At 67.1% G+C, this 24,388-nt stretch carries 26 protein-coding genes; 8 read left to right on the forward strand and 18 right to left on the reverse strand.

The window, feature by feature from the left end:
- Positions 1–61: 61 nt before the first annotated feature.
- Genes JZ792_RS12330 through JZ792_RS12345 form a run of 4 tightly spaced genes read right to left on the reverse strand, consistent with a single transcriptional unit; the run spans position 62 to position 5,173 of the window.
- Complete coding sequence (locus JZ792_RS12330) at positions 62–1,699, reverse strand: dipeptide ABC transporter ATP-binding protein (protein WP_216910126.1); 1,638 nt, start codon at positions 1,697–1,699, stop codon at positions 62–64.
- On the reverse strand, positions 1,699–2,562 hold the full coding sequence (locus JZ792_RS12335; RefSeq protein WP_216910128.1) for an ABC transporter permease: 864 nt from the start codon (positions 2,560–2,562) through the stop codon (positions 1,699–1,701). Before JZ792_RS12335 ends, JZ792_RS12330 begins: the two co-directional genes overlap by 1 nt.
- Complete coding sequence (locus JZ792_RS12340) at positions 2,559–3,512, reverse strand: ABC transporter permease (RefSeq protein WP_216910129.1); 954 nt, start codon at positions 3,510–3,512, stop codon at positions 2,559–2,561. Before JZ792_RS12340 ends, JZ792_RS12335 begins: the two co-directional genes overlap by 4 nt.
- A gap of 5 nt (positions 3,513–3,517) precedes the next feature.
- Positions 3,518–5,173, reverse strand: coding sequence for an ABC transporter substrate-binding protein (locus JZ792_RS12345; RefSeq protein WP_216910131.1), 1,656 nt, complete (start codon positions 5,171–5,173; stop codon positions 3,518–3,520).
- 439 nt (positions 5,174–5,612) lie between these two features.
- On the opposite strand from JZ792_RS12345, the gene JZ792_RS12350 reads away from it, so the two are divergent.
- A complete protein-coding gene (locus JZ792_RS12350; protein WP_308165272.1) occupies positions 5,613–6,953 on the forward strand; it encodes a glycosyltransferase 87 family protein in 1,341 nt (446 codons plus the stop codon).
- A gap of 11 nt (positions 6,954–6,964) precedes the next feature.
- Here JZ792_RS12350 and JZ792_RS12355 read toward each other — a convergent pair whose 3' ends face one another.
- The 4 genes from JZ792_RS12355 to msrB form a co-directional block, all read right to left on the reverse strand.
- Positions 6,965–7,609 (reverse strand): hypothetical protein, encoded by a 645-nt coding sequence (locus JZ792_RS12355; RefSeq protein WP_216910133.1) that lies wholly within the window; start codon positions 7,607–7,609, stop codon positions 6,965–6,967.
- A gap of 66 nt (positions 7,610–7,675) precedes the next feature.
- Positions 7,676–7,885, reverse strand: a complete 210-nt coding sequence (locus JZ792_RS12360) for a TOBE domain-containing protein (RefSeq protein WP_216910135.1) — start codon at positions 7,883–7,885, stop codon at positions 7,676–7,678.
- Between the two features lie 120 nt (positions 7,886–8,005).
- Entirely contained in the window at positions 8,006–8,521 is a 516-nt protein-coding gene (msrA, locus tag JZ792_RS12365; RefSeq protein ID WP_216910137.1) for a peptide-methionine (S)-S-oxide reductase MsrA, read from the reverse strand.
- Positions 8,518–8,970 (reverse strand): peptide-methionine (R)-S-oxide reductase MsrB, encoded by a 453-nt coding sequence (msrB, locus tag JZ792_RS12370; protein WP_216910139.1) that lies wholly within the window; start codon positions 8,968–8,970, stop codon positions 8,518–8,520. Before msrB ends, msrA begins: the two co-directional genes overlap by 4 nt.
- A 146-nt stretch (positions 8,971–9,116) precedes the next feature.
- Between msrB and JZ792_RS12375 the strand changes: the two genes are divergently transcribed.
- Both JZ792_RS12375 and JZ792_RS12380 read left to right on the forward strand, forming a co-directional pair.
- Entirely contained in the window at positions 9,117–10,739 is a 1,623-nt protein-coding gene (locus JZ792_RS12375; RefSeq protein WP_216910141.1) for an alkaline phosphatase D family protein, read from the forward strand.
- A 248-nt stretch (positions 10,740–10,987) separates the two neighbouring features.
- Complete coding sequence (locus JZ792_RS12380; protein WP_308165273.1) at positions 10,988–12,139, forward strand: fatty acid desaturase family protein; 1,152 nt, start codon at positions 10,988–10,990, stop codon at positions 12,137–12,139.
- Between the two features lie 52 nt (positions 12,140–12,191).
- Here the strand turns inward: JZ792_RS12380 and JZ792_RS12385 are convergent, their stop codons facing one another.
- Entirely contained in the window at positions 12,192–12,335 is a 144-nt protein-coding gene (locus JZ792_RS12385) for a hypothetical protein (RefSeq protein WP_157978982.1), read from the reverse strand.
- A 54-nt stretch (positions 12,336–12,389) separates the two neighbouring features.
- The gene (locus JZ792_RS12390; RefSeq protein WP_216910145.1) at positions 12,390–12,974 is read right to left on the reverse strand and encodes a hypothetical protein; all 585 of its coding nucleotides are present in this window, start codon (positions 12,972–12,974) and stop codon (positions 12,390–12,392) included.
- Positions 12,975–13,336: 362 nt separating this feature from the next.
- On the opposite strand from JZ792_RS12390, the gene JZ792_RS12395 reads away from it, so the two are divergent.
- Positions 13,337–14,104 carry a carboxymuconolactone decarboxylase family protein gene (locus JZ792_RS12395; protein ID WP_308165274.1) on the forward strand — a complete coding sequence of 256 codons (768 nt, stop codon included), beginning with the start codon at positions 13,337–13,339 and terminating at the stop codon, positions 14,102–14,104.
- Between the two features lie 24 nt (positions 14,105–14,128).
- On the opposite strand, the gene JZ792_RS12400 is transcribed toward JZ792_RS12395, so the two are convergent.
- From JZ792_RS12400 to JZ792_RS12415, 4 genes are all read right to left on the reverse strand, one after another.
- Positions 14,129–15,073, reverse strand: coding sequence for an antibiotic biosynthesis monooxygenase (locus JZ792_RS12400; RefSeq protein ID WP_216910149.1), 945 nt, complete (start codon positions 15,071–15,073; stop codon positions 14,129–14,131).
- 9 nt (positions 15,074–15,082) lie between these two features.
- A complete protein-coding gene (locus JZ792_RS12405) occupies positions 15,083–16,486 on the reverse strand; it encodes an amidohydrolase family protein (RefSeq protein ID WP_216910151.1) in 1,404 nt (467 codons plus the stop codon).
- A gap of 145 nt (positions 16,487–16,631) precedes the next feature.
- On the reverse strand, positions 16,632–17,210 hold the full coding sequence (locus JZ792_RS12410; RefSeq protein ID WP_216910153.1) for an HdeD family acid-resistance protein: 579 nt from the start codon (positions 17,208–17,210) through the stop codon (positions 16,632–16,634).
- Positions 17,211–17,298: 88 nt separating this feature from the next.
- Positions 17,299–17,712, reverse strand: coding sequence for a VOC family protein (locus JZ792_RS12415; RefSeq protein ID WP_216910155.1), 414 nt, complete (start codon positions 17,710–17,712; stop codon positions 17,299–17,301).
- Between the two features lie 201 nt (positions 17,713–17,913).
- On the opposite strand from JZ792_RS12415, the gene JZ792_RS12420 reads away from it, so the two are divergent.
- Positions 17,914–18,894 (forward strand): glycosyltransferase family 9 protein, encoded by a 981-nt coding sequence (locus JZ792_RS12420; protein WP_216910157.1) that lies wholly within the window; start codon positions 17,914–17,916, stop codon positions 18,892–18,894.
- A gap of 20 nt (positions 18,895–18,914) precedes the next feature.
- On the opposite strand, the gene JZ792_RS12425 is transcribed toward JZ792_RS12420, so the two are convergent.
- Positions 18,915–19,250: an ArsR/SmtB family transcription factor gene (locus tag JZ792_RS12425; protein WP_216910159.1), complete on the reverse strand. Its 336-nt coding sequence runs from the start codon at positions 19,248–19,250 to the stop codon at positions 18,915–18,917.
- A gap of 183 nt (positions 19,251–19,433) precedes the next feature.
- On the opposite strand from JZ792_RS12425, the gene JZ792_RS12430 reads away from it, so the two are divergent.
- Entirely contained in the window at positions 19,434–20,177 is a 744-nt protein-coding gene (locus tag JZ792_RS12430) for a M23 family metallopeptidase (protein WP_216910161.1), read from the forward strand.
- A gap of 332 nt (positions 20,178–20,509) precedes the next feature.
- Positions 20,510–21,481 (forward strand): hypothetical protein, encoded by a 972-nt coding sequence (locus JZ792_RS12435; RefSeq protein WP_254189720.1) that lies wholly within the window; start codon positions 20,510–20,512, stop codon positions 21,479–21,481.
- Here the strand turns inward: JZ792_RS12435 and JZ792_RS12440 are convergent.
- Positions 21,453–21,806 (reverse strand): hypothetical protein, encoded by a 354-nt coding sequence (locus tag JZ792_RS12440; protein WP_109530646.1) that lies wholly within the window; start codon positions 21,804–21,806, stop codon positions 21,453–21,455. The two genes, JZ792_RS12435 and JZ792_RS12440, sit on opposite strands and share 29 nt — an antisense overlap.
- Before the next feature lie 254 nt (positions 21,807–22,060).
- Here JZ792_RS12440 and JZ792_RS12445 point away from each other — a divergent pair, with 254 nt between their 5' ends.
- Positions 22,061–22,396 (forward strand): RNA polymerase-binding protein RbpA, encoded by a 336-nt coding sequence (locus JZ792_RS12445; RefSeq protein ID WP_109530567.1) that lies wholly within the window; start codon positions 22,061–22,063, stop codon positions 22,394–22,396.
- A 100-nt stretch (positions 22,397–22,496) separates the two neighbouring features.
- Here the strand turns inward: JZ792_RS12445 and JZ792_RS12450 are convergent, their stop codons facing one another.
- Together JZ792_RS12450 and JZ792_RS12455 are read right to left on the reverse strand one after the other, a co-directional pair.
- Positions 22,497–23,312: an ABC transporter permease gene (locus JZ792_RS12450; RefSeq protein ID WP_216910269.1), complete on the reverse strand. Its 816-nt coding sequence runs from the start codon at positions 23,310–23,312 to the stop codon at positions 22,497–22,499.
- Positions 23,313–23,383: 71 nt separating this feature from the next.
- Positions 23,384–24,379 carry an ATP-binding cassette domain-containing protein gene (locus tag JZ792_RS12455; protein ID WP_109530568.1) on the reverse strand — a complete coding sequence of 332 codons (996 nt, stop codon included), beginning with the start codon at positions 24,377–24,379 and terminating at the stop codon, positions 23,384–23,386.
- Between the last annotated feature and the right edge of the window lie 9 nt (positions 24,380–24,388).

The raw sequence follows: 24,388 nt of genomic DNA on the forward strand, positions 1-24,388 counted from the left end.
CGGGCGGCGCGAGGGTCCCCCGGTGGATTTCATTCGGTTCTCACGGTGGGCACTGGCGCTCTCAGACCCGAACCAGTTCGGACGTCCGGGCACCGACACCGGGCACCGCGGCCAGCAGGCGCTCGGTGTATTCGTGTTCCGGCGCGGCGAAAACCGAGGCCACGGCGCCCGATTCGACGACACGACCGGCGCGCATCACGGTGACCTCGTCGGCGACCAGTCGCACCACGCCCAGATCGTGGGTGATGAACAGGTAGGTCAGCCCCTGTTCGTGTTGCAGATCGACCAGCAGTTGCAGAATCTGCGCCTGCACCGATACGTCCAGCGCCGAGACCGCCTCGTCGAGTACCAGCACACGGGGACCGGCCGCCAGCGCCCGCGCGATCGCGACCCGCTGTCGTTGCCCGCCGGACAGTTCGGCGGGTTTGCGGCTCAGGTGCGCGCGCTCGAGCGCCACCGAATCCAGCAGTTCGATCACCCGTTCGCGCCGTCGCGCCCGTCCGTCCACCAGACCGAAGGTCACCAGCGGTTCGGCGATGATCTGTTCGACGTCGAATCGCGGATCGAGTGAGGAGTACGGATTCTGGTACACGAACTGGATACCGCGGCGCACCGGCCGCCATTGCCTGCGCGAACGCCCGCTGATCCGCTGTCCGTCGAACCAGACCGAACCGCTGTCGGGCGCGGTGAAGCCGACGGCGATACGCGCGACGGTCGATTTCCCCGCCCCTGACTCCCCCACGATGGCGTGGGTCGACCCGGCGGCGACGTCGATCCCGACGTCGTCGGCGGCGCGGAATCCGGCCGAGCCGAAGGTTTTGGTCAGCCCCCGCAGACTCAGCAACGGCGGGCCGGACGGCTCGGACACGGCGACCGACTCCCGTTTCCGGCTGGGCCGCAATCGGACACTGTGCCGCGACGGCGCGGTCTCGACCAGTTTGCGGGTGTACTCCTCGCGGGGGTCGGTGAGTATCTGTTCGACACTGCCCTGTTCCACGATCCGACCGTGCTGCATCACCAGCAGTCGGTCCGAACGTTCGGCGGCCACGCCGAGATCGTGGGTGACCAGCAGGACCCCGAGGCCGAGCGTGGTCCGCAGCCCGGCCAGGTGATCGAGGATGACCTTCTGCACCGTCACATCCAGCGCCGAGGTCGGCTCGTCGGCGACCAGCAGCGCGGGATCGTTGGCGAGGGCGATCGCGATGAGCACACGCTGTTTCATTCCGCCGGAGAGTTCGTGCGGATACCGCTCGTACACGCGCTCCGGGTCCGGCAGACCCGCCAGCTCGAGTTTGGCCAGGGCCAGATCCCGCCCCGGACCCGAGGCCATCCGCCGATGCAACCGCAATGCCTCCAGCACCTGCGTGCCCACCCGTTTGACGGGGTTGAGGGAGGTGCCGGGATCCTGCGGCACGAATCCGACGAACGGCCCGCGCAGCCGAGCCAGCTTGCGGTCGTTCCACCCCGTGATGTCGCGGCCGTCGAGTTCGAGTGCGGTGGCACGTACTCGCGCACCCGGCGGCAGCAGATGCAGGGCGGCGTGGATGGTCGTGCTCTTGCCGGATCCGGATTCGCCGACGATGGAGACGAATTCGCCTGGCCGCACGACCAGCGACACGCCGTCGACGGCGTCCTCGGCCCTCGGCCCGTACCGCACGCTCAGATCCTGGACCCGGAGCAGGGGTTCGTTCGCGCTCATCACAACTCTCCTAGCGATCGGCCGATCCTGTTGGTGGACAACACGACTACGGCGATCAGCACACCGGGCAGGATGGAGATCCACGGGTAGGTCGCCAGGAAATCGCGGCCTTCGGCGACCGCGAGTCCCCATTCCGGCTCCGGTGGCGGTGCGCCGTAGCCGAGGAAGCCGAGTGCCGCGACCGCGAGCACCGCCGTGCCGCATTCCAGCGCCGCCAGCGACAGCACCGCCGAGACGGAATTGGGAAGCACATGGCGCAACACCACCCGCCCGAAACCCGCGCCGGAACCGTAGGCGGCTTCGACGTAGTCGCTGCGCGCCACCTTGAGTACTTCCGAGCGCATCACCCGCGCGAACGCGGCCACCGCCGAGATACCCACGGCCACCGCGATATTGAGGGTGCCGTAGCCGAGCGCGGTCACCACCGTCATGGCGAGCAGCAACGCGGGAATCGCGAGCAGCACGTCGACGAAACGCATGACGACCGCGTCGACCCGACCGCCGACGAATCCGCTGAACAGCCCGATCGACGCGCCGATCACGAAACCGAGGGCGACCGCGATCAGGGTCGCGCTCACCGTGGTCGAGGTGCCGTGGATGGTGCGGGCCAGCAGATCCCGGCCGAGTCGGTCGGTGCCGAACCAGTGCGCCGGGCTCGGCGCCTGGAAGCTGGCGTCCGAATCGCCTTCGTTCGGATCGAACGCGGTGAACCAGGACGGTGCGAGCGCCCAGGCGACGACGGTGGCGATCACCAGCCAGGACAGCGTCAGCCCCGGCGCCGCGACGACCGCGCGCGCCACCCGACGCACCCGCTGGGCGACGGCGACGGGGGTGGTATCGGCGGGTATCTCCAGAACGGTCATGCCGGTACCCCGGTCCGCAGGCGGGTCCGCAGCCGGGGATCCAGCAACGGGTAGACGAGGTCGACCGCGAAATTCACCGCCACGAAGATCACGGCGGCGAAGACCACCACCGCCTGCACGAGCGGAACGTCCTGGGTGCGAACGGCGGTCTCGGTCAGCCTGCCCAGACCCGAACGGGAGAAGACGGTTTCGACGATCACCGCGCCCGCGAGCAGATTGCCGAAGGTGACACCGGCGATGGTCAGCGCGGGTAGGCCCGCGTTCTTCAACACCTCGCGGACCAGCACCCACAACCTGGTCGCTCCCTTGGCGACCGACACCGTGACGTAGCCGGATCGCAGTCCCGAATCGAAATTCTTGATCAACAACTGCCCGATCGGCGCGGAGACCGGAATGGCCAGGGTGATCGCGGGCAGAACCAGCGAGGCGAACCCGTCGTTGCCGATCGGCGGGAACCAGCCGAGTTGGAACGAGAACACTTGCAGCAGCGCCAATCCCACCAGGAACACCGGCACCGAGACACCCGCCGCGGGCAGGGTGGCGACCAGATCGGCGACCCAGCGGGTGCGGGCGTAGCCCGCCGTCAACGCCACCGCGAGAGCGATCACGATGGCGAGCACCAGGGCGAAACCCGCCAGCGCCGCGGTCTGCGGGAGCACCGACATCATCAGCGGCAACACCTGTTCACCGCTGCGGGTCGACGCCCCGAAATCTCCCTGCGCGGCGTCGAAGAGTCGGTGCAGGTACTGGCCGATCAGATGTTGGTCCAGCCCGTAGTACTCGCGGGCGTTCGACTTGTCCTGCTCGGTGATCAGATCGCCCTGGGTCGGGTCGAACAGCACGTCGACCGCGTCGTAGGGCAGCACGTAGAGCAGCACGAAGGTCACGGTGTAGGCGCCCCACACCACGAAGACCGCCTGCCCCAGCTTGGCGAACACATACCGGATCATGGGAACTACCTCGGCTCGATCCAGGTGTCGTAGAAGACATTGCGCGACTGCGCCTCGTAGCCGATGTTGTGCACCTTGGGGCTGGCCGCGGTCACCTGGGCCGGGTTGTAGACCGGGACGGTCAGCACCTGATCCACGAGCAGGAACCGTTGCGCCGCTTCGGCGGCGGCGGCCCGGCGGCTCGGGTCCAGTGTCGTGCTCACGGCGCTGAGTGCGGTGATCGCCTGCTGGTAGAGGGGATCGGTCTGCGCGAGTTTGGACATGTTGCCGTACTGCGGCGAATACACCTGCTCGAGTACCGCCACATCGGCGCGACTCTGATTGGCGACCTGGATATTCCAGCGCTGCTGCTGGGTCGCCGCCGCGGTGTAGTCCGGAATGGGCAGCACGTTGAGCTTCAGATCGATGCCGATCTTGCGCAGATCCTGCTGGATCAGTTCGTAGGCGGGCTTGTTGTTGACCAGGTTGTTGATTCCGAGCAGCGACAACTCGAGCCGCCTGCCGTCCCTGTCCACCCGGATTCCGTCCGAACCCTTCGTCCAGCCCGCCGACTCCAGGATCTGCTCGGCCTTCTTCTGATCCTGTTTCAGTTCGGCGCTGAAATCGACGTAGCCGGGAACCCGCGAGGAGATCACCGAACTCGACACCTTGTAGCTGTCGGTCAGCACCGTCTTGGCCAGCGCGTCGCGATTCCAACCGAGTTTGACCGCTTCCCGGACCGCGCGGTCATTGGTCGGGAACAGATCGGTCTTGAGATCCAGCGAGATATCGCGCCCCGGAATGAGTTGGGGGACGATGCGATAGCCCTCGTTGCGCAGCGGGGTCTCGTCGGTGTTGTTCACATCCAGAATGGCGTCCACCTGGCCCGACCGCAACGAGCCGGTCCGCACCCCGGCCTCGGGGATGACGTCGATCTCGACGGTGTCGAGATAGGCCTCGCCGCTGTGTTTGCGGCTCGCGGGCGCCCAGTTGTATCCGGAACGCTTCTTCAGCACGGTCTTCTGCTGGTAGACGTGTTCGGTGACGGTGAACGGTCCGGTCGTCACGAGATTCCGCGCCAGCCCGCGCTGATCCTTGGGCAATTGCAGTGTGGAATGCCCGACGATTCCGGAGAAGTAGAGCGAGAGTGCCTGGAGGAAACCGGCATTCGGCCGGTCGAAACTCACCTTCACGGTCAGCGGGTCGACGACGACGGTGTCGCGGTAACCGACCCAGTAGGCGGTGACCGGAATGATGCCGAGTTCCTTGTTACCCCGCCCGAGCAGATCGAAATTCTCCTTGACCGAATCCGCGGTGAATCTGCTTCCGTCGCTGAAGGTCACATCGTCGCGCAGGTGGAAGGTGAATTCGGTGAGCCGGTCGTCGATCTCCCAGGATTTCGCCAGCCACGGTTCGATCGCGCCGGTCTCGGGATTCTGGTAGGTCAATTTGTCGGTGATATTGCTGGTGATCAGCGATTCGGGGTAGGAGCTGCCCGAATGCGGGTCCAGATTCGCCGGAGCGTCGAGCACGGCGAAACGCAACGAGCCGCCCGCCACCGGGGTGGCGCTGTCATCGGCCCCGGTCACCCGGTTGCCGGAGGCCGCGCATCCGGTCAGTACGGCGGCGATCGCCGCCGCCGTCGCGAGCACCGTGGCTCGGACGAACAAACTTCGTGACATCTGGGGAACTCCTGGGTAATCGACCTCACGTGCGAACTCCACGCGAAGGCAGGAAGGACGGTGGCTGTGACAGACCGAAGGTGACGGCCCGAAGGCGGCAGTCGGAAGGGGGCGGGGCGAGGCGATCAGCGACAACAGCGGGCGGCCGCACAGCGGACGCACCGGGAGAACGAGCGGCAGGACGTGGAATGCCCGACGTTCATGTGCCGCTCCCTTCGTGATCTTCGAATCGAACGCGCCTCTGCGCTCCGAAGTGAGTGTGCACAGCGGCCGAGTGGAGAACAACCAAGCTTTCCTACGAGATTCATTCAGTTTTGGTGAAGGACCGAACAGGAGAATGTGCTGAATGTTTGCCAGAATGGCGAAGACCCCACCGCACGGTCGCGATACGCACCGTGCGGCTAGCGTGGGAACGCGAATCAGGAGCCGAACGCAGGGAGTGAGCGTGCCGTTGTCGATGATCGCCGAAGCCGAAACAACCGTCTCGGACCCGGACTCACCACGACGACGTTCCCTCGGCACCCCCGCGTACCTGGCGATTCTCGTCGTCGGCGCGATCGCGGGCGGCTGGTATCTGAAAATGGTGTTCGACCTGCCGCAGGTGCTCATGCACCTCAAGGATCTGAGCGTGTATCAGATCGCGGGCAACCGGGTCGCGGACGGCGATTCCGTCTACGACACCCCGCTGCTCGGCAATACCCGCGGTGTCTGGGAATTCGTCTACACACCGTTCGCCGCGCTGCTGTTCGTCCCGTTGGGCGGGCTGAGCGGCGACCTCTACACGTTCGTTGGCGGGTTCGGCAATTTCGCGATGCTCGCGGCCTCGTCCTGGGCCGCGCTGTGGATGCTCGGTTACCGCCGCGACCTGCGCCTGGCATTCGCGGGCATCGGGGTCGCCGGAATATTGCTGTGGTGTGAGCCGGTGCGCAGCACCATGGGCTTCGGGCAGATCAACATACTTCTGCTGCTGCTCGTACTCGCGGATATGGCACTGCCCGATTCCGCGCGCGGCAAAGGCGTCCTCACCGGCATCGCCGCCGGGATCAAACTGACCCCCGCGTTCTTCGTGCTCTACCTGCTGGTCACCCGCCGCTACCGGGCCGCCGCCGTCGCGACCGGCTCGTTCGCCGCGACGGTCCTGCTCGGGTTCGCCGCGTTGCCGAAGGACTCGCTGACTTTCTGGAGCGGAGCGTTCGCCGACCCGGCGCGCGTCGGGCTGCCGGAGAATCTGTCCAACGAATCGCTGCGCGGCATGATCGCCAGGGCGGTGGGCGTCGACGGCGGCCACCAACTGCTGTGGTTGGCGGGCGCGGCCTCGTTCGCGGCGCTCTGCCTGTACCTGGCGCGGCGCCTGTCGCTGCGGGGATACGAGTTGCACGCGGTCGTGCTCTGCGGTCTCACCACCACCGCCGTGTCACCGTACAGCTGGGTGCACCACTGGGTGTGGGTCGCGCCGCTGCTGATCTGCCTCGGCGAGGTGGCGGTGCGGCGTCGCGGCGTCCTCGCTCCCCTGCTGCTGGTCGGCGCGGGCGTCACGGTGTCCGGCGGACTGCTGCATTACTTCGGACCGACCATGGACACCGTCCTCGATATCCGCGGACCGTTCGAAGTGCTGTTCCGCAACGCGTACCTGGTGATGACGCTGGTCCTGTTCGGTGCGGCCGCGCTGTTCCTGCGCGGCACCTCCGGACGGGCTGGTTCCGAGGTACCCGACGACGCGGACGGACAGGCGCCGATCGGCGAGCCTGCTCTCGCCGGGGAACGGGCGAAGGTCGGCTGACCCTTCTCTGCTCAGAAGGGCCACTCGGCACAGGAGTCGCCGCCGAATCGCAGCGTCGCGTGCTCGCGCATGCGGCGGCCGTACGCCTCGTGATCGAAAAGGGCCGTATAGGTCGGGAATTCGGCGGTGAACAGACCCGCGGTGTGCGCCAGGTAGACGTCGAAACCGGGATACATGAGGCCGACGAACGGCAGGTCGTCCACATCGACGGCGAGTACCGGATATTCCCCCGTGGAATCGGGATCGCCCACGGCCAGTACCCGGCGGGAGTCCGAACCGCCCGGCAGGAGGAAACATTCGGGGAAACGTCGCGCCAACGGGGCGAATTCCGACGCCCACGGCGGACCCAGTTCCGCGTCGACCAACTCGTCCAGCGGTCGCGGGGCGAGACCTCCGTCGGCGTCGAACCACCCGTGGCGCTCGAGCAATGTCGTGTCGTAGGCCAGCCACGCCCGCAGGCTCGGCGACAGCGGCCGTCCGGAGGGAAAGACCAACTCCCCCAGCCTGTCCGGCGTCATCGGACGTCGCGTTCCCGCGACCCACGGGATGTTCCGGTAGTCGAGTACGGACGCGTCGGGATCCCGTCGCACGATCTCGAGCACGCGCTCGGTCGATTCCACTCCGTGCGCGTCCTGCCCCGCCCCGTCGATCAGCATGGCCGGACGATATCAGCGCCCGCCGACGAACTCCGGAGACCGGAAATCCGACGGGGCGCAGCGCCGCTATTCGACGCCGAGGCTCACCTCGGTCGACTTGATGAGGACCTTGACCGAGATGCCTTCGGCGAGGCCGAGGTCGTCCACCGCGTCGCGGGTGATGGAGGAGGTGATCTCGTCGCCGCCGGTGAGCCGGACGCGAACGACGGCCATCGCCTCCCCTCGGGTCACCGAGACCACCGTGCCGTCGAGTTGATTGCGCGTGCTCAGTCGCATGAGCGGCAAGTCTAGGCAGCGACGGTCTCGTGATGTGGGATGCGCGGTAACCCGGTGTCCGACGAAAACGACCGCACCACCCGATCGGGTGGTGCGGTCGTTTTCGTGCCTACCGGAACATCACGAGCCGGTGGTCTGCCGCTTGGGCAGCTTCCAGTCCGGGCGCGGGTAGTGGCAGGTGTAGCCGTTCGGGAACTTCTCCAGGTAGTCCTGGTGCTCGGGCTCGGCGTCCCAGAACGCACCCGCCGGGGTCACCTCGGTGACCACCTTGCCCGGCCACAGGCCGGAGGCGTCCACGTCGGCGATGGTGTCCAGGGCGACGCTCTTCTGGTCGTCGTCGAGATAGAAGATCGCCGACCGGTAGCTGGAGCCGATGTCGTTGCCCTGACGATCCCTGGTGGTCGGATCGTGGATCTGGAACAGGAACTCCAGCAACGCCCGGTAGTCGGTCCGCGCGGGGTCGTACTCGATCTCCACGGCCTCCGCGTGACCCGGATGGTTGCGGTAGGTGGGGTGGTCGTTCTGTCCTCCGGTGTAGCCGACCCGCGTCGACACCACCCCGGGGCGCTTGCGGATCAGGTCCTGCATGCCCCAGAAACATCCACCGGCCAGAATCGCCTTCCGCGTCTCGCTCACGCGTCCTCCTTCGTGAAAATAGTCCGGTACTGCCCGTAACCCTGCGCCTCGAGGTCGTCGAGGCGGATGAAGCGCAGCGCCGCCGAGTTGATGCAGTATCGCAGCCCGCCCGCCTCGCGCGGACCGTCGGTGAACACGTGCCCGAGATGGCTGTCACCGTGGGTCGAACGCACCTCGGTGCGGACCATCAGATGACTGAGGTCGCGCTTCTCGACCACGTTCGCGGAATCGATCGGCTTGGTGAAACTCGGCCATCCCGATCCACTGTCGAATTTGTCGACCGAGGCGAACAACGGCTCACCCGATACCACGTCGACGTAGATACCCGGCTCGTGATTGTCCCAGTACTCACCGGTGAACGGCCGTTCGGTGCCGTTCTCCTGGGTGACGTGGTACTGCTCCGGCGACAGGGCCGCCGCCGCGGGATTCCGGTTGTATTCCTGTGCCACATGACCTCCTCATATCGACTACCGGTACAACGAGATCCCCCGTGCGGAAAGTCCCCGCCGCCCAGGGACGTCACATTTCCGTCATCTCCGATCCGGCATCGGCTTTCGCCGCGCCTCACACGACCGGGCGACGTAACGTCGTGCACATGCCGGAGTTGGTGCTCGGCCCGGTGTTGCGTCACGTCGATGCGACATCGGCGACCGTGTGGGTGGAAACGAACGGTTCGTGCGAAGTGGTGATCCTGGGGCGAAGCTCCAGAACATTCCAGGTCGGCGAGCAGCATTTCGCGTTGGTCGTCATCGACGGTCTCGAACCCGACGCGTCGATCCGGTACGAGGTGCGTCTCGACGGGGCGGCGGTGTGGCCGGAACCCGGGTCGGATTTCCCGCCGAGCCGCATCCGCACGGGGACCGTCGAGACGATCCTGTTCGGCTCGTGCCGGGCCGCCAAGTCCGCCCCCGGCGCGCTGGAGGCCGACCGGCTCGGCCCCGACGCGCTGGACGCCTACGCGTTGCGCATGAAGCTGCTGCCCGAGGATCGGTGGCCCGACGCGCTGGTACTGCTGGGTGACCAGGTCTACGCCGACGAACCGACGCCGCATATGCGGGAATGGCTGGCGCGGCGACGCGGCGAAGAGGAACCGCGGGACGAAGTGGTCTCGTTCCGGGAGTACGGCGAGCTCTATCACGAGTCGTGGTCGGATCCGGAGATCCGCTGGCTGATGTCGACGGTGCCGACCTCGATGATCTTCGACGACCACGACGTGCGCGACGATTGGAACACCTCGCTGACCTGGCGTGCGCAGATGGCGGAGAAACCGTGGTGGGACAAACGCATTCGCGCCGGACTCGCCTCGTACTGGGTCTACCAGCATCTGGGTAACTTCGGACCGACGGAATTGGCGGACGACGAACTGTTCCGCGAGATCAGCGCGGCCGACGGTGACGTGCGTGACCTGCTCGAGGATTTCGCCGGACGGGCCGACAAGGAACTCGACGGCCGTAAACCCACCCGGTGGAGTTACCGGCGCGATTTCGGCCGGATCCGCCTGCTGGTGATCGATACCCGCAACGGCCGCATCCTCGACGGTCAGCGGCTCATGGTCGGCGCCGAGGAATTCGCCTGGATCGAGGACAACGCCGCGGGCGATGTCGACCACCTGCTGATCGGATCGTCGCTGCCGTGGCTGATGCCGCCATCGTTGAGCCACTTCCAGTCGCTCAACGAGCGCGCGGCGGGTCTGCCGGGATGGCGGGGACGGCTCGGCGAGAAGGTCAGGCAGGCAGCCGATCTCGAACACTGGCCCGCGTTCCGCGCGTCGTTCGAACATCTCGCGGATCTGATCCACCGGATCGGCACCGCGCCCGGCGCACCGAGCACGATCTGCGTGCTGTCGGGGGACGTACACCACAGCTACGCCGCGCGCGCCACCTACCCGGATCCGACCGAATCCGATGTGCTGCAACTGGTGTGCTCACCCGTGCACAACGATCCACCCGGGTACCTGCGCCCCGCGTTCGCGCTCTCGTGGGCGAAACCGCTCGCCTCGGCATTGCGATGGCTGGCGGATCGGCGTGGGATCTCGCCGGATCCGGTCCGGTGGAACAAGGTCAGCGGGCCGCATTTCGGCAACTCGATCGGCTGCCTGCACATCACCGGCAGATCCGCGCGGTTCACCCTGGAAACGGCGAGCGAGCGGAAGGGGCTGCTCCAGGTCGCCGACGTGGCGTTGCCGTCCTCCGGTGCGGCGCCGCCGCAGGGTCGGTGAGGGCGCTCAGCGCGTCCGTGCCGGGCTCGGAGGGCTCCTCGGCGACGCCGACAGCGGAAACGTCACCGGAATGTGTCATCGCGCGACCTGGAGTTCACCCGACGGTGGTGTATTCGCTGGATACTGGTGTCGGAGGCGCGGGGTGCGATTTGCGTATTTCCCGCGGCCCGCTAGGGTCTGCGCAGGCTCGACGGACGGACAGTCGCAGCCCGAACCGACAATGACGCATAGGGATGTGCAGGCCACCCGTGGTAATTGACAGCACTGCCGATCGGGTGACGCCGAGTTCCGGCGCCGGGACGAGCGCGCTGGTCGCGGAGGACCGCGACGACGTGAGCGAACAGTCACCGACATCGACCGGGCCGCAGACCAAGACGCGTGGCAGCGAATTCTCGGTCCTGCTGCGCCGTGTTCGCGAGGCCGGACTGTTGGATCGGCGTTCGCGGTACTACACGTGGCGCATCGCGCTGACGGCGCTGGCGTTCGTCGGCGGATGGACGGCGTTCGTCCTGCTGGGCGATTCGTGGTGGCAGCTCGGCGTCGCCGCCTTCCTCGCGGCGGTCTTCGCCCAGCTCGCGTTCCTCGGACACGACGCCGGCCACAAGCAGATCTTCGCCAACCGCAAGGCCAATTACGCGTTCGGGGCGATCGCGGGAAATCTCGCGATCGGTTTGAGTATCGGCTGGTGGGTGGCCAATCACAATCGCCACCACGCCCACCCCAATACCGAGGGCGCCGACCCCGACGTGATGGGCGTGCTCGCCTATTCCGGTGAACGCGCCCGGACCGACCGCACCTTCCGCCGATTCATCTTCCGATACCAGGCGTGGCTGTTCTTCCCATTGCTGCTGCTGGAAGCGGGCAGTCTGCATTTCGCGAGCGTCAGGGCGGTGCTGCGCTGGCCGATCCCGAACCGGGTGCTGGAGGGCGCACTGCTCGCCGCCCATTTCGTGGGATATCTCGCGACGGTCTTCCTGGTGCTCTCACCGGTGAACGGGCTGGTGTTCATCGCCGTCCAGCAGGGGCTTTTCGGCCTCTACATGGGCTGCACCTTCGCCCCGAACCACAAGGGCATGGAGGTGCTGCACGAGGGCAACTCGGTGGATTTCCTGCGTCGGCAGGTGCTCACTTCCCGCAATGTCATCGGCGGACCGATCATCGATACGGCGATGGGCGGGCTGAACTACCAGGTCGAACATCACCTGTTCCCGTCCATGCCGCGCCCCAACCTGCGTCGGGCTCAGCCGATCGTGGAACAGTTCTGCGCCGAACGCGACATCCCCTATCTCCAGACCGGCCTGATCGCCTCCTACGCCCAGGCCCTCGCCGCGCTCGACGCCGCGGGCAGATTCGCGCGACCGGGCGCGGTGGCGAGCTCGGAGACCCACGCGGGCGTGTGATCGAGGGTCGCCCGGACCTGTGCCGGGCGACCCGCACGGTCGCTCGCGCCGGTCAGCTCACCGCCTTCTCGAACAGCAGGAACGCGGCGATGATCCCGCCCACCACGACCAGCCCGTAATAGCCCGACGATCCGACGTAGTCGAGTGTCGACGCGGCGACGACGATCGCGATGATCAGGAATACGAAACGTTTCACGGCCTGCTCCCACCCTCGAAGTGGTTCCAGGATACGCGCGAGATCCGGCCGCGCTCAGGCGAATTGCTCCCTGGGGAACATGGTGTGCAGCAGTCCGAGTTCCGGCACCAGGGCGCCGTCCTGACCGAGTGCGAGGAAATCCGCTTCCACCTCGGCGCGGTCGAGTTTCCCGGCCCGGACGGCGTGGTAGCGGACCGCGTGCCACAGGAAGACGTCGAGATCGTCGAATCGCGTATTGCCTTCCAGCACTTCCTCTTCGTGGAACCAGACGGCGATCTGACCGTTGGTCAGCACGACGTACAGGTTGCCGCCGCCGTCCGCGCCGACCGAGTAGATGTCATCGTCGGTGAGTTCGGTCTCGTAGTCGCTGTCGCGAATTCCGCAGTCGTTGGCCGCGAAGTCGAAACCGTAACTCCAGTCGTGGATGTCGAGAACCTGCGGCATACCGCCCGAACGCACGAGACGATCGAGCGCCCCGAGCGCCGTCGCGTGTTCGTCGGCCAGCCGCTGCTGGAAGTCGGTGATCGGGCGGGTGTCCTCGGGGACCTCGACCGGCGGCCGGTCGGGGAACCATCGGGTCAGATCGGCTTCGAGATCGCGCTCGGCATAGCCGATCAGGGCGTCACGGGAAATGGGCACCCATGGATGGTAAACGCGGACACCGACATTCGGCCGAGCGGTTCATCGATATACGCGCGCACGGGAGCGGGGCCGCCGCTCAGGGTGAGGTTGCGGCCGAACAGCGCGCCGAATTCGCGCTCGAGAGCGGTCCGGTCGCGGTGACGTCCCCCGAGGACGATCTGTTCGGCGCCGAGCCGCCGAGCCGACAGGACTGCCGGCAGCCCCACCGCGCGACACGCGCGTGGTAGTGCCCGACCTTCCGGGTAACGCCAGAACCTCCTCCACGCGCGGTCGAGGCCGTAGCGTCGATCGGGCACCGCTGCGGATCACGAAGAGCAGGTTCACGAAAGCACCCGATGCCGACACGGAGGGATTTCATCGTGCCCGTCAACGAACAAGCCCAGCGCACTCACGACATGCTGTTCCCCGGCCACGTCTCGAGCCTGACAGTGACCGATCCCGAGTTGATCGAGATCTTCGACAACTTCGCCTTCGACGAGGTCCTGCGCGATATCGCACTGGACGTCCCGACCCGCCTGATCGTCCAGTTGGCGTCGATGATCGCCACGGGCGCGGTCTCGGAATACCGCGTCATGCTCGGCGCCGCGCTGACCGTCGGGGTCACCGCCGTGCAGGTCAAGGAGATCGTCTACCAGGCCGTCGCCTACGTCGGGATGGCGCGGGTGTTCGATTTCGTGCACGCGACGAACGAGGTCATGACCGAACGTGGCATCGCGCTGCCTCTGGCACCGCAATCGACCACGACACCGCACACCCGCCACGACGACGGGCTCGCCGCGCAGAAGCGGTGCGTCGGCGACGACACGGTCACCGACATGTACGCGTCGGCGCCCTCGGATCAGGCGCATATCCAGCGCTATCTGTCGGCGAACTGCTTCGGCGACTACTACACGCGCGGCGGGCTCGACGTGGGCACCCGCGAATTGATCACCTTCGCGATGATCGTCTCGCTCGGCGGCTGCGAACCACAGGCCGCGGGCCATGTCCGCGCGAACCGCAACGTCGGCAACGACCGCGTCACCCTGATCGACGTGGTGACCGCGCTCCTGCCGTTCATCGGGTATCCGCGGGCGATCGACGCGCTGCGGGTGATCGACGAGGTGCTACCCGCGACCACCGGTGGTTGAGCGAGGATCCGCCCCCGTACGTGATCAGGTGTAGTCCCAGTACTGGAGCCACTTGACCGAGGCGAACAGCAGCAGTGTCAGCGCGTAGACGACCGCGACGACTGCCGCGCCCAGGGCGCTGATCCGCTTGCCCGCGCCGTCGACCGGGTCCAGCCAGCGACGGAAGCACACGGCGACCGCGGGCGACAGGATCCAGCTCATCAGGGCGACGCTGACGATCTGACTCAGCCACATGGCAAGCCAGGGCGGCGCGCCCGCCGCGTCGAGGATCGGCCCCAGGAATCGGGACAGCGTCATGACCGTGGGATAGAGCACGAGCAGCACGAGCATGGCGATCTTCCACGTCGGGGTCACGCGGGTTTCGCCGTCGACGGTGCGCAGGGTCGATCCGAACGGCGTGGTGTGCGCGACCACCGAGAAATCTTCGGCGAGTTCCGAGCGCAGGGCGGGCAGCGCGGCGGCGCGCTGTTCCGAACGCATCCACGCCGACAGGTGTTCGGGCGTCCGGAACCTCAAGACCGAACACCAGCGACCGGCGCCGCCGGTATGGAAGAGGGCGGCGCCGTCGAATCCGGGGAAGGTGGCGCTCAACGTCACCAGGCGTGCTTCGGTCGCCACGAAATCGGATTCCTTGCCCGGCGACACCGTGTGCTGGAACACCCCGACGCCCGGTGGCGGCAATTGCCCGTCGACGATGATCAGGTCGGTGCTGCGGCGGTGGAATCCGAGCGACTCCCCCTCGGCCAGCACCGAGGCCCGCCGCGGTGAATCCAGGAATTCGTCGGCCGCCCGCGCCGTGCGGAAGGTGACGCTCAATCCAGGTTCCAACGGCGGCTCGGCGTCCGCCGCACGGCACGCCTCCACGAAACCTTCGGCGGCGGCGGCGATTTCGGCCAGCCGCGCCAGCCAGGTACGGAACGCCGTCGCGTCGGCCGGGCGGTGGAATACGGTGACCGCGGTCGCGTTCATCGGCGCACGCTAGTCGTCGTCGATCCGACGACCCTGCACGTAGACCCGGGCGATCGTGGTCTCGTCCATCTCCATGAGCAGGGTGAACAGCGTCTGGTCCCGGGCCAGGACCGGATCGTCGGCCCGGACACCGTGTGTCAGCCTGCCCGCGAGCGCCGGGGTTCCCTCCGGGTCGACGACCAGGAAATCCGCTTCCTTGCCGATATCGAAATTGCCGAACCGGTTCTCCATGTCCAGGGCGCGCGCCCCGGCCAGCGTTCCGGTGAACAACATCTGCGCCGGATGCATCGATATCGCGTCCGTGCCGGGTTCGGAGATGTGGACCTTGAACGCCGCCGACAGCACCCGGGGAATCGACCATTCGTCGCCACCGCCGAAATCGGTGCCGACGGCCACGTTCACCCCCGTGGCGACCGTGCGCGTCCACGGCATCGTCCCCGAGCCCAGGAATTGCTGCGAGACAGGACAGTGCGCGATCGAACTGCCGGTGGCGGCCATCCGCTCGAGTTCACCGTCCTGGCAGTGCACCGAATGCGCGAAGATGCTGCGCCGCCCCAGCATGCTCCGTCCGCCCACCGCCGACCCGGGCAGGAATCTGCCGTCGTAGGTGTCGAGGTAGGAATTCACCCCGTAGACGGTTTTGGTGGTGTCGACCTCGCCGGTGCCCGGCCGATTGTTCTCGTTGAGATGGGTGTGGAAGTACACGCCGCGGTCGCGGACCGACTCGTACAGTTCTCCGAGTTCGAACAGGGTCCGCGTGGTCACCGAGAGCGAGAATCGGGGGATCACCGCGACGTGCAGCAGCGCGGTGTCGACGTCACCGGTGTCGGCGCCGTGCCAGGCGTCGATCTCCGCGCGCGTCAGCCGGACCACGTCCTGTTCGGGGATCAGCAGCGGGGCCACCGATTCCCCGCCGACGGTCTGGATGCCCCGGCCGCTGACCACGCGCAGACCCCGGCGATGTGTTTCGGCGAACAGCGCGTCCTGGGCGTGCCGGAAAGCCGAGCCGAATACCATCGCGGCCGTTGTGCCCGCTGCGATCCGGCGCGCACAGAATTCGGCGGCCGCGATCCGCGCGTATTCGGGATCGGCGAATCGGGATTCGGCCGGATAGATGCACTGGTCGAGCCATTCGAGCAGTTGGCCGCCGCCGTAGGCGTCGCCCGCGAAGGTCTGGGGAAAATGGATATGGGTGTCGACGAAACCGGGCAGCAGAAATCCGGGACGGTGGTCGACGATCTCGTCCCCCCGGAATTCGGCGGGAATGTCGTCACTGTCACCGCAGTAGACGATTCGACCGTCGCCGGCGACGATCAGCGCGCCATTCGGCAGGGAGACCAGCGCATCCGCCGCGTCCTGGACGGTGGGACGTCCGGCGAGGTGGAATACGTGCCCCAAGTGGACTTGGTTCACGTAGCGAGCACAGCATATTTGCCAACCATTAGCCAGTGAATCGCCGAGAACTGTTCACACCTGTACGGCGAAGCTTTCGACCGAGTGCGCGGAAACGGTCCGGCCGATATCGATCACCGGCCGGAGCGCCCGCTACGACCGGTGATCAGACACCGGCCGGAATACCCTTCGCGTCCTTCCTGATGCCGAAGGACGTGATCACCTCCATGACGCCGAGCACGATCAGCCAGATGCCCGCGACGAGAACCAGCGTCGTCGTCGAGGTGATCGGCCACACGATCAGCACCACGCCCGCGATGGCCGTGAGGATGCCGAAGAAGATCTGCCACCCGCGACCCGGCACCGGCTCCGAGATCGCGCCCATCAGGATCGCGATGCCGCGGAACAGCCAGCCGATGCCGATCCACAGGCCGAGCAGCATGATCGAGGCGAGTTCGTCGCGGAAGCAGAAGATCCCGACGATGATGCACAGCACGCCGGTGACGAACAGCAGCACCCGCATGCCCGCACTCGCGCTGGTGCCGAACGCCGCGACCAGTTGCAGGACGCCGGTCACGACCAGATAGATACCGAAGAGGATGCCGGCGACCACCAGGGTGGGGCCGGGCCACACCAGCATCATGATGCCGAGGATCACCGACAGAACGCCGATGACCAGAACCGATTGCCAGGCACTCTTCGCCAGCGACGCGAGAGGGCCCTCCAGCACGCTATTTGTGGTCATGACCCCGATGTTATGCCTCGGAGCAAAGGTTATCTGGCGATTTGCTGATGAACGCGCCGAGTGGTGTCCCCCACTCTGACCGGCCCGGCTACGCGGATTCCGCCGAAATGTTCACCATCCAGGAGATTCCGAAACGGTCGAGACACATACCGAATTCGTCGCCCCACATCTGCTTCTCCAGCGGTACCGCGACGGTGCCGCCGGATACCAATTTCTCCCAGTAGCCGCGCAATTCGGTGGCGTCGTCACCGCTGAGGCTGACCGAGATACTGCTGCCCGGCGTGTATTCCATGCCGGGCGGAGTGTCGGCCGCCATCAACGTGAATCCGCCGGGGGTTTCGAGCATGCCGTGCATGACCAGATCGGCGCCCTCCGCCTCCTTGTCACCGAAATCGCCGAACGTGTTGACGGTCAGCGTGCCGCCGAACACATCGCGATAGAACTCGAGCGCCGCGCGCGCGGTCTCGCCGAAAGAGATGTACGGATTGAGCCTGGAGACCATGGAATGCTCCTTCAGCTGTAGGTGCCGTCACCTGCGAGATTACCGCCGCGGATGCCCCGCGCGATCGATGACGCCCCGCCACGTCCGACGTTTACCGGATCCGCCCCGGGGGAAGTAATCACTCGTGACTCTCGTCGTATGCACCGACCGGGTGCGACGGGGCGCGGCGGTCGACGGGTTTCGGGTGGCTAGGAGTAGAGGGTGGCGGTAGTACTCGTGCTGCAGGCACGCGGGCTGGGTGAGTTGCTCACCGCGGTCCCGGCGCTTCGTGCGCTGCGACGGGCCCAGCCGCGCGACCACATCGTGCTCGCCGCGCCGCAGCGCCTCAAGCCGATCATCGACCTCATCGCGTCCGTGGACACCCTGGTGCCCACTTCGGAGCCCGCCGCGTTGCGCTGGGACGGACCGCCGCCCGAACTGGCGATCAATCTGCACGGTCCCGACGCCGAGAGCATCGCCGCGCTGAGCAGAACCGAGGCCAAGCGCATCCTGAGTTACCGCGATCCGGCGTTCCCCGATCTCGCGGGCCCGGTGTGGCACACCGATACCCACGAGGTGGAGCGCTGGTGCCGCCTGCTCGAATCCGGCGGTATCGGCGCGGATCGGCGCAACCTCGGTTTAGTGCCGCCGGTGTCGACGATCAGTCATCGCGACTGCGTCGTCGTCCATGTCGGGGCGAGCGCGCCCGCGCGCCGCTGGCCCGCCGAGCGGTTCGCCGCCGTGGTGCGCCACCTGCTCGTCCTCGGCCGAGATGTGGTGCTCACCGGTGACGAATCCGAACGCGACCTGGCGTTGAGTATCGCCGCGCGCGCCGGGCTGCCGGTCGGGCGGGTTCTCGCGGGTGAGCAGAATCTGATCGAAGTGGCCGCCACCGTCGCCGAGGCGGCACTGGTCATCTCCGGCGATACCGGGGTCGCCCGTCTGGCCGTCGCGTTCGGTACCAGGACGGTACTGCTGTTCGGCCCGACCCCACCGCACTGGAACGGCCCGCCGCAGCATCTGCTCGCCAGGCACGCGGTGTTGTGGGCCGGACAGCTCGGTGACCCGGACGCCCAGACACCCGATGCCGGACTGTTGCGTATCGATGTCGGCGAGGTCGTGGACGCGGTCGACAAACAACTCGCGCGGCGGACCGTGCCCGGGACCGAATCCGGGCGCGCACCGTATCGCCGCGTCGGCTGACCGGTTCGGGCCTCGGCGGTTCAACCGTCGGTCCCGGGCTCCGCGCCGACCCGCGCTTCGCTGAGCGCCGAAGCGTAGGCGGCGAGGGCGCTCGGCCAGAACTGTTCGAGATAGTCGCGGGCGTCGCCGAGGCCGCGCGGATCGAGCGAGTAGAGGCGGCGGGTGCCCTGGGCGCGGACCATGACCAGGCGGGCATCGCGGAGCACCCGCAGATGCTGGGAGATCGCCGAACTGGTGACACCGAGGGCCGCGGCCAGTTCGCCGACCGACCGGGGCGACTGCGGCAGCGCCTCGAAAATCGCACGCCGGGTGGGGTCGGCGAGGGCTTGCAGAGCACGCACTCCATTAGTCGGCACTTAACGAGTGTGACCAACCGGGAGGTCGCTGGTCAATTCGCGGAAAATCAGCGAATTCCCAGCTCATGGCGTCATACCGGCGTTTTTGTTACCCGGTCGTGACCTACCAACTGGGCTTTTACCGCCCCGTGATGGTAGCCACAAGATTACTGCGACCTCGAAGACGTCCCGTACGTTCGAGTGATGCCCGTGACCGATCTGTTACCTTCGCTTCGGCCCGGCGCGGACCTCCCCCGCCGTCACCGCACCGCGACTCGTGTAGTCGCCGTGTCCGCCGTCATCAGCGCCGCACTCAGCGTGCTCATCGGCGCCGACAAGCACGGCGCCGATGCCGCCGTGGCGACCGGCCCGCTCACCACCACCGCCGACACCCTCGCCGCACCGGCCGCACCGGCCGAGAACGTCGCCTTCGTCCAGCCGGGGACACCGCAGCCGGCGCCCGACCCCGCGCTCGCCGAACAGCACCGCATCGCCGAACAGCAGCACATCGCCGAACAGCACCACGTCGCCGTCGAGGCCGCGCGGCCCAAGACGGTTCGTCCCGTCGGCGGCATCCTGACCTCCAACTTCGGGATGCGCTGGGGTGAGATGCACGCCGGCATCGATTTCGGCGAGCCGCTCGGCGCTCCCATCGCGACCGTCACCGACGGCGTCGTCATCGAGGCGGGACCGGCCACCGGTTTCGGCCTGTGGGTACGCGTGCAACAGGACGACGGCACCGTCGGGGTCTACGGACACGTCAACGACATCCTCGCCTCCGTCGGCCAGGAAGTGCGCGCCGGCGACATCATCGCGACGGTCGGCAATCGCGGCCAGTCCACCGGCCCCCACCTGCACTACGAAGTCCACGACCCCGAGGCGGGCAAGATCGACCCGCTGCCCTGGCTCGCCCAGCGCGGCATCGACGCCTTCCGATTCCCGGCCTGATTTCCCGATGACTGCCCGCGCGTTCGATGAGGGGCGAGCAGGCACCGAGCGGTTCTCAGCGCCCTGATGAGTGCTCGCGGACAACGGCGTTCGCGGGCATTCGTCGTCTCCCGACCCGATACCTCGGTGTAGTTCGCGCGCCGAACCAGTACTGCGGTATCACCGTCGAATGGTCCCGTGGCGGGACGCCTTCGCGCGGGCGCGATTCCTAGTTTCGGTCTATGCCGAACAGTGATATCGATTCCGCCGTAACGGATTCCGCACCGGGGCGGTATCGTCGCATTCCCTCGCTCATCCCCCGGGGCGGTCGCTTGCACCGTCCGCTGTTGGCCATGGTCGCCCTGATGACGACGCTGGTCGTCGTATCCCTCGGCGGCATCCTGGTCGACGACCGTGTGCTGCTCGGCGAGTCGGTCTGGGTAAAACCCCTGAAATTCGGGTTCGCCTTCGCCGCGTACGGGCTGACGCTGGCGTGGTTGCTGTCGCTGCCGCACCGTGGCAGTCGTGCCACCTGGTGGCTCGGCACCGTCTTCGCGGTCACCGGCGTCGTCGATGTCGGATTCATCGTCGTCCAGGCCGCGCGCGGCACCTTCAGCCATTTCAACGGTTCCGAATCCGACGCGGTCAACGTCATCGGACAGCGGATCTTCATGTCCGGCGTGCCCGGGTTGTTCCTGGCGAATCTCGCCATCGTGGTGATCCTGTCGTGGCAGCGACTGGTCGACCGGCCGACCGCGCGAGCGATACACGCCGGAATGGCGCTGGCGGCACTCGGGATGTTCCAGGCGTATCTGATGGGATTCACCGGTAAGCAGCGGGTGCTCGACGCCGACGGCGAGATCGTCGAATTGGTCGCCGGGCACACGGTGATCGATCCGGCGTCCCGCACCGAGGCCGTTCGCGACGCGGACGGTATGCCGATCACGCACTGGAGCACGACCGGCGGCGACCTCAGGATCGCGCATTTCGTCGGGCTGCACGGCATCCAGATACTGCTGCTGGCCGTGATCGTCACGGCCTGGCTGGCGCCGCGTCGGCCCTGGTTACGCGCCGAACGCACCCGCGCGGAACTGATCGGTGTGCTCGCGTTCGGCTACACGGGTCTGTTCGCACTGGTCTTCTGGCAGGCCATGCGCGCCCAGTCGCTGATCCATCCCGACGACACGACCCTCGGGGTGTTCGCCGGACTGGTGGCCGTGGTCGCGGGACTGACGATCCTGGTCTACCTGCGCGGTCGCGACCTGATCCGCGCGCAACCCGGCACGGCACCCGCGCTCAGCGCAGTCGTTCGGCCTCTCGGGTGAGTTCGAGCAGGGTCTTGCTCAACGCGGCGAGTTCGGCGTGTTCGGCGCCCTCCTCGATCGCGATCGCGACGTCCTCGGCCGCGCAGCGCGCCGCGAACCAGCGATCAGCCAGATCAGCGGCTTCCTGGGCGCTGAGCACGACCGAATCGTCCGGAATTCCGGTCCCCTTGAGGCTGTTGCGATTCTCGTAGGCGCGCTGACGGCACGACTGCCTGCAGTACCGGCGACGGCGTCCGGCCTCCGATTCGACTATTTCGCGCCCGCACCACAGGCAGGACAATTGACGTTGAGCGGTGGCATTGCCTGACCTGGGCGTGTGTGGCACGTCGCACACGATAGCGCCGCGCGCGGGAGCGGTGGTAATTGCCGTTGCGAGGCTTGGCAATCCAGGACATATCCCGGGGCGTGTGCACGCGAACGGGGCGCGACCACTACAATTGCACGGTTCACCGTCGCCGAGGCGGGAACTATTCAGACAGACCCGTTCGTTGTACCGAAGGTCCGGTGAGCGCGCGACGTGCTCGTCCGAACACGACACGCAACGCAACACGGACTCGAGCACACAGGGAGAGGCACACCATGGCAGATCGCGTACTCCGGGGCAGTCGGCTCGGAGCGGTGAGCTACGAGACCGATCGCGACCACGACTTGGCGCCGCGTCGGATCGCCCGGTACCGCACCGACAACGGCGAGGAATTCGACGTTCCCTTCGCCGACGATGCCGAGATCCCCCCGAACTGGCTGTGCCGCAACGGCCAGGAGGGCATCCTGCTCGAGGGCACCACCCAGGAGACCAAGAAGGTCAAGCCGCCGCGCACACACTGGGACATGCTGCTCGAGCGTCGCAGCAAGGACGAGTTGGAGGAGCTGCTCAAGGAGCGGCTCGACCTGCTGAAGACTCGTCGCCGCGTCTGATCGCATCCGGCGTCGGTAGACAGTCGGAAAAAGGCCGCTCCCCTCGGGGACGCGGCCTTTCTCGTATTCGGACGCCTCCGCCCGTCACGTCGGCGGACGATCAGTGACTGGCGACCTTGCGGTACTGCAACAGGGCCAGCGGCACGGCGACGGCAAGGATCACCAGCGAGCAGGCGATCGCATAGGGGACACAGTGATCGGCGGCCCACCCGCTGGCGGGCGTGAAGGTGGGCGGCGCGCCGTTGTCGAAGAGTTCGCGTCCCGCTCCCGCGACCGCGGTGATCGGATTCCACTCGGCGATGGTGCGCAGCGGGCCCGGCAGCGTCTCGGCGGAGATGAACGCCGAGGAGATGAACGACAGCGGGAACAACCAGATCAGCCCCGCGCTCTGCGCCACCTCGACGGTGGGCGACATCAGGCCGGTCAGCGCACCGACCCACGACATCGCGAACGCGAAGAGCAGGATGACGCCGAACGCGAGCGCCGCGTCGGCGACACTGCCGTTGATCCGCCAGCCGACCACGTAGCCGCAGCCGACCATGACGATCAGGCTCAGGATGTTGACCACCAGATCGGACAGCGTGCGTCCCATCAGCACCGCGAGCCGTGACATCGGCAGCGTGCGCATGCGGTCGATGATGCCCTGGTGCAGATCGCCCGCGAGACCGACGGTGGTGAACGCGGCGTTGAAGGCGACGGTCTGCGCGAAGATGCCCGCGAGCAGGAATTCGCGGTACTGACTGCCGCCCAGCGACGCCCCGAAGATGTAGGCGAAGAGGAAGACGAACATCAGCGGCTGGATCGTCGCGGTCACGAGCAACGTCGGCACCCGCAGGATCGTCAGCAGATTGCGGTAGGCCACGATCGCGCTGTCACGGAAGACCCGCACGCGCGGCGCGGTGATCTCGGTGTTCACCCGCGTCTTCGCCGTATCGACGGCGGAATCCGCGCGCGGCGCTTCGTCTTTCACGACGGTACCGGCGACACTCACGACATGATCTCCTCTTGTACGTCATCGGTTTCCGGTTCCCGCGCGACCGCGTCGTCGGCGGGAGTTCCGGTGAGAGAAAGGAATACGTCGTCCAGGCTCGGCCGGTGCACATTCGCGTCGAGCACGCACACGCCCGCGTCGTCGAGCCTGCGCAGCGCCTCGACCATGGTGCGCGATCCGTCGCCGACGACCACCGACGCCTCGTCGGTACCGGGCTCGTGCAGCGGTTCGCCGACCCCGACCTGGGCGAGTACCCGCAACGCGGGCGCCATCCGCTGACCTGCGGCCAGGGTGACGGTCAGTCGGTCGCCGCCGATGGAGGTCTTCAGCTCGTCGGCCGAACCCCTGGCGATGACCTTGCCCTTGTCGATGACGGTGATCCGGTCGGCCAGCAGATCGGCCTCTTCCAGATACTGGGTGGTGAGCAGCACGGTGGTGCCGTCGTCGACGAGATCACCGATGACCTGCCACATATCGAGGCGTCCGCGCGGATCGAGTCCGGTGGTCGGCTCGTCGAGCACGACCACGGCGGGCCGGGCCACCAGCGCGCCCGCCAGGTCGAGGCGGCGCGCCATACCTCCGGAGTAGGTGCCCGCGCGGCGATGCGCCGCGTGGTCGAGGCCGAAGGCGGTGAGCAGTTCGGCCGCCCGAGCCGACGCCTGCCGCTGCGACATGCCGTACAGCCGGGAGACCATGCGCAGGTTCTCGTATCCGGTCAGGTTGCCGTCCACCGCGGCGTACTGGCCCGAGAGCCCGATACGCCGTCGCGCTCCGGCCGGATCGCGCAGGACGTCGACACCGGCCACGTGCACCGATCCCGCACACGGCGCGAGCAGTGTGGTGACGATCCGGACGGTCGTGGTCTTACCGGCGCCGTTGGGTCCGAGCAGGCCCATGACGGTGCCCGCGGGGATTTGCAGGTCGATATCGTCGAGTACGCGGACCTTGCCGAAATTCTTCGACAGTCCCTGCACTTCTACGGCGAAACTCATGAGCGCACC

Source organism: Nocardia noduli, assembly GCF_019038455.1.
In the GTDB taxonomy this organism is placed as follows: Bacteria; Actinomycetota; Actinomycetes; order Mycobacteriales; family Mycobacteriaceae; genus Nocardia; species Nocardia noduli.

What these genes read in the sequence shown, in the direction of transcription:
- JZ792_RS12330 (WP_216910126.1), bottom strand. Translation starts at nt 1,699, where the DNA reads ATGAGCGCGAACGAACCCCTGCTCCGGGTCCAGGATCTGAGCGTGCGG.
- JZ792_RS12335 (WP_216910128.1), bottom strand. Translation starts at nt 2,562, where the DNA reads ATGACCGTTCTGGAGATACCCGCCGATACCACCCCCGTCGCCGTCGCC.
- JZ792_RS12340 (WP_216910129.1), bottom strand. Translation starts at nt 3,512, where the DNA reads ATGATCCGGTATGTGTTCGCCAAGCTGGGGCAGGCGGTCTTCGTGGTG.
- JZ792_RS12345 (WP_216910131.1), bottom strand. Translation starts at nt 5,173, where the DNA reads ATGTCACGAAGTTTGTTCGTCCGAGCCACGGTGCTCGCGACGGCGGCG.
- JZ792_RS12355 (WP_216910133.1), bottom strand. Translation starts at nt 7,609, where the DNA reads ATGCTGATCGACGGGGCGGGGCAGGACGCGCACGGAGTGGAATCGACC.
- JZ792_RS12360 (WP_216910135.1), bottom strand. Translation starts at nt 7,885, where the DNA reads ATGCGACTGAGCACGCGCAATCAACTCGACGGCACGGTGGTCTCGGTG.
- JZ792_RS12375 (WP_216910141.1), top strand. Translation starts at nt 9,117, where the DNA reads ATGCCGGAGTTGGTGCTCGGCCCGGTGTTGCGTCACGTCGATGCGACA.
- JZ792_RS12400 (WP_216910149.1), bottom strand. Translation starts at nt 15,073, where the DNA reads ATGAACGCGACCGCGGTCACCGTATTCCACCGCCCGGCCGACGCGACG.
- JZ792_RS12410 (WP_216910153.1), bottom strand. Translation starts at nt 17,210, where the DNA reads ATGACCACAAATAGCGTGCTGGAGGGCCCTCTCGCGTCGCTGGCGAAG.
- JZ792_RS12415 (WP_216910155.1), bottom strand. Translation starts at nt 17,712, where the DNA reads ATGGTCTCCAGGCTCAATCCGTACATCTCTTTCGGCGAGACCGCGCGC.
- JZ792_RS12430 (WP_216910161.1), top strand. Translation starts at nt 19,434, where the DNA reads ATGCCCGTGACCGATCTGTTACCTTCGCTTCGGCCCGGCGCGGACCTC.
- JZ792_RS12435 (WP_254189720.1), top strand. Translation starts at nt 20,510, where the DNA reads ATGGTCGCCCTGATGACGACGCTGGTCGTCGTATCCCTCGGCGGCATC.
- JZ792_RS12445 (WP_109530567.1), top strand. Translation starts at nt 22,061, where the DNA reads ATGGCAGATCGCGTACTCCGGGGCAGTCGGCTCGGAGCGGTGAGCTAC.
- JZ792_RS12455 (WP_109530568.1), bottom strand. Translation starts at nt 24,379, where the DNA reads ATGAGTTTCGCCGTAGAAGTGCAGGGACTGTCGAAGAATTTCGGCAAG.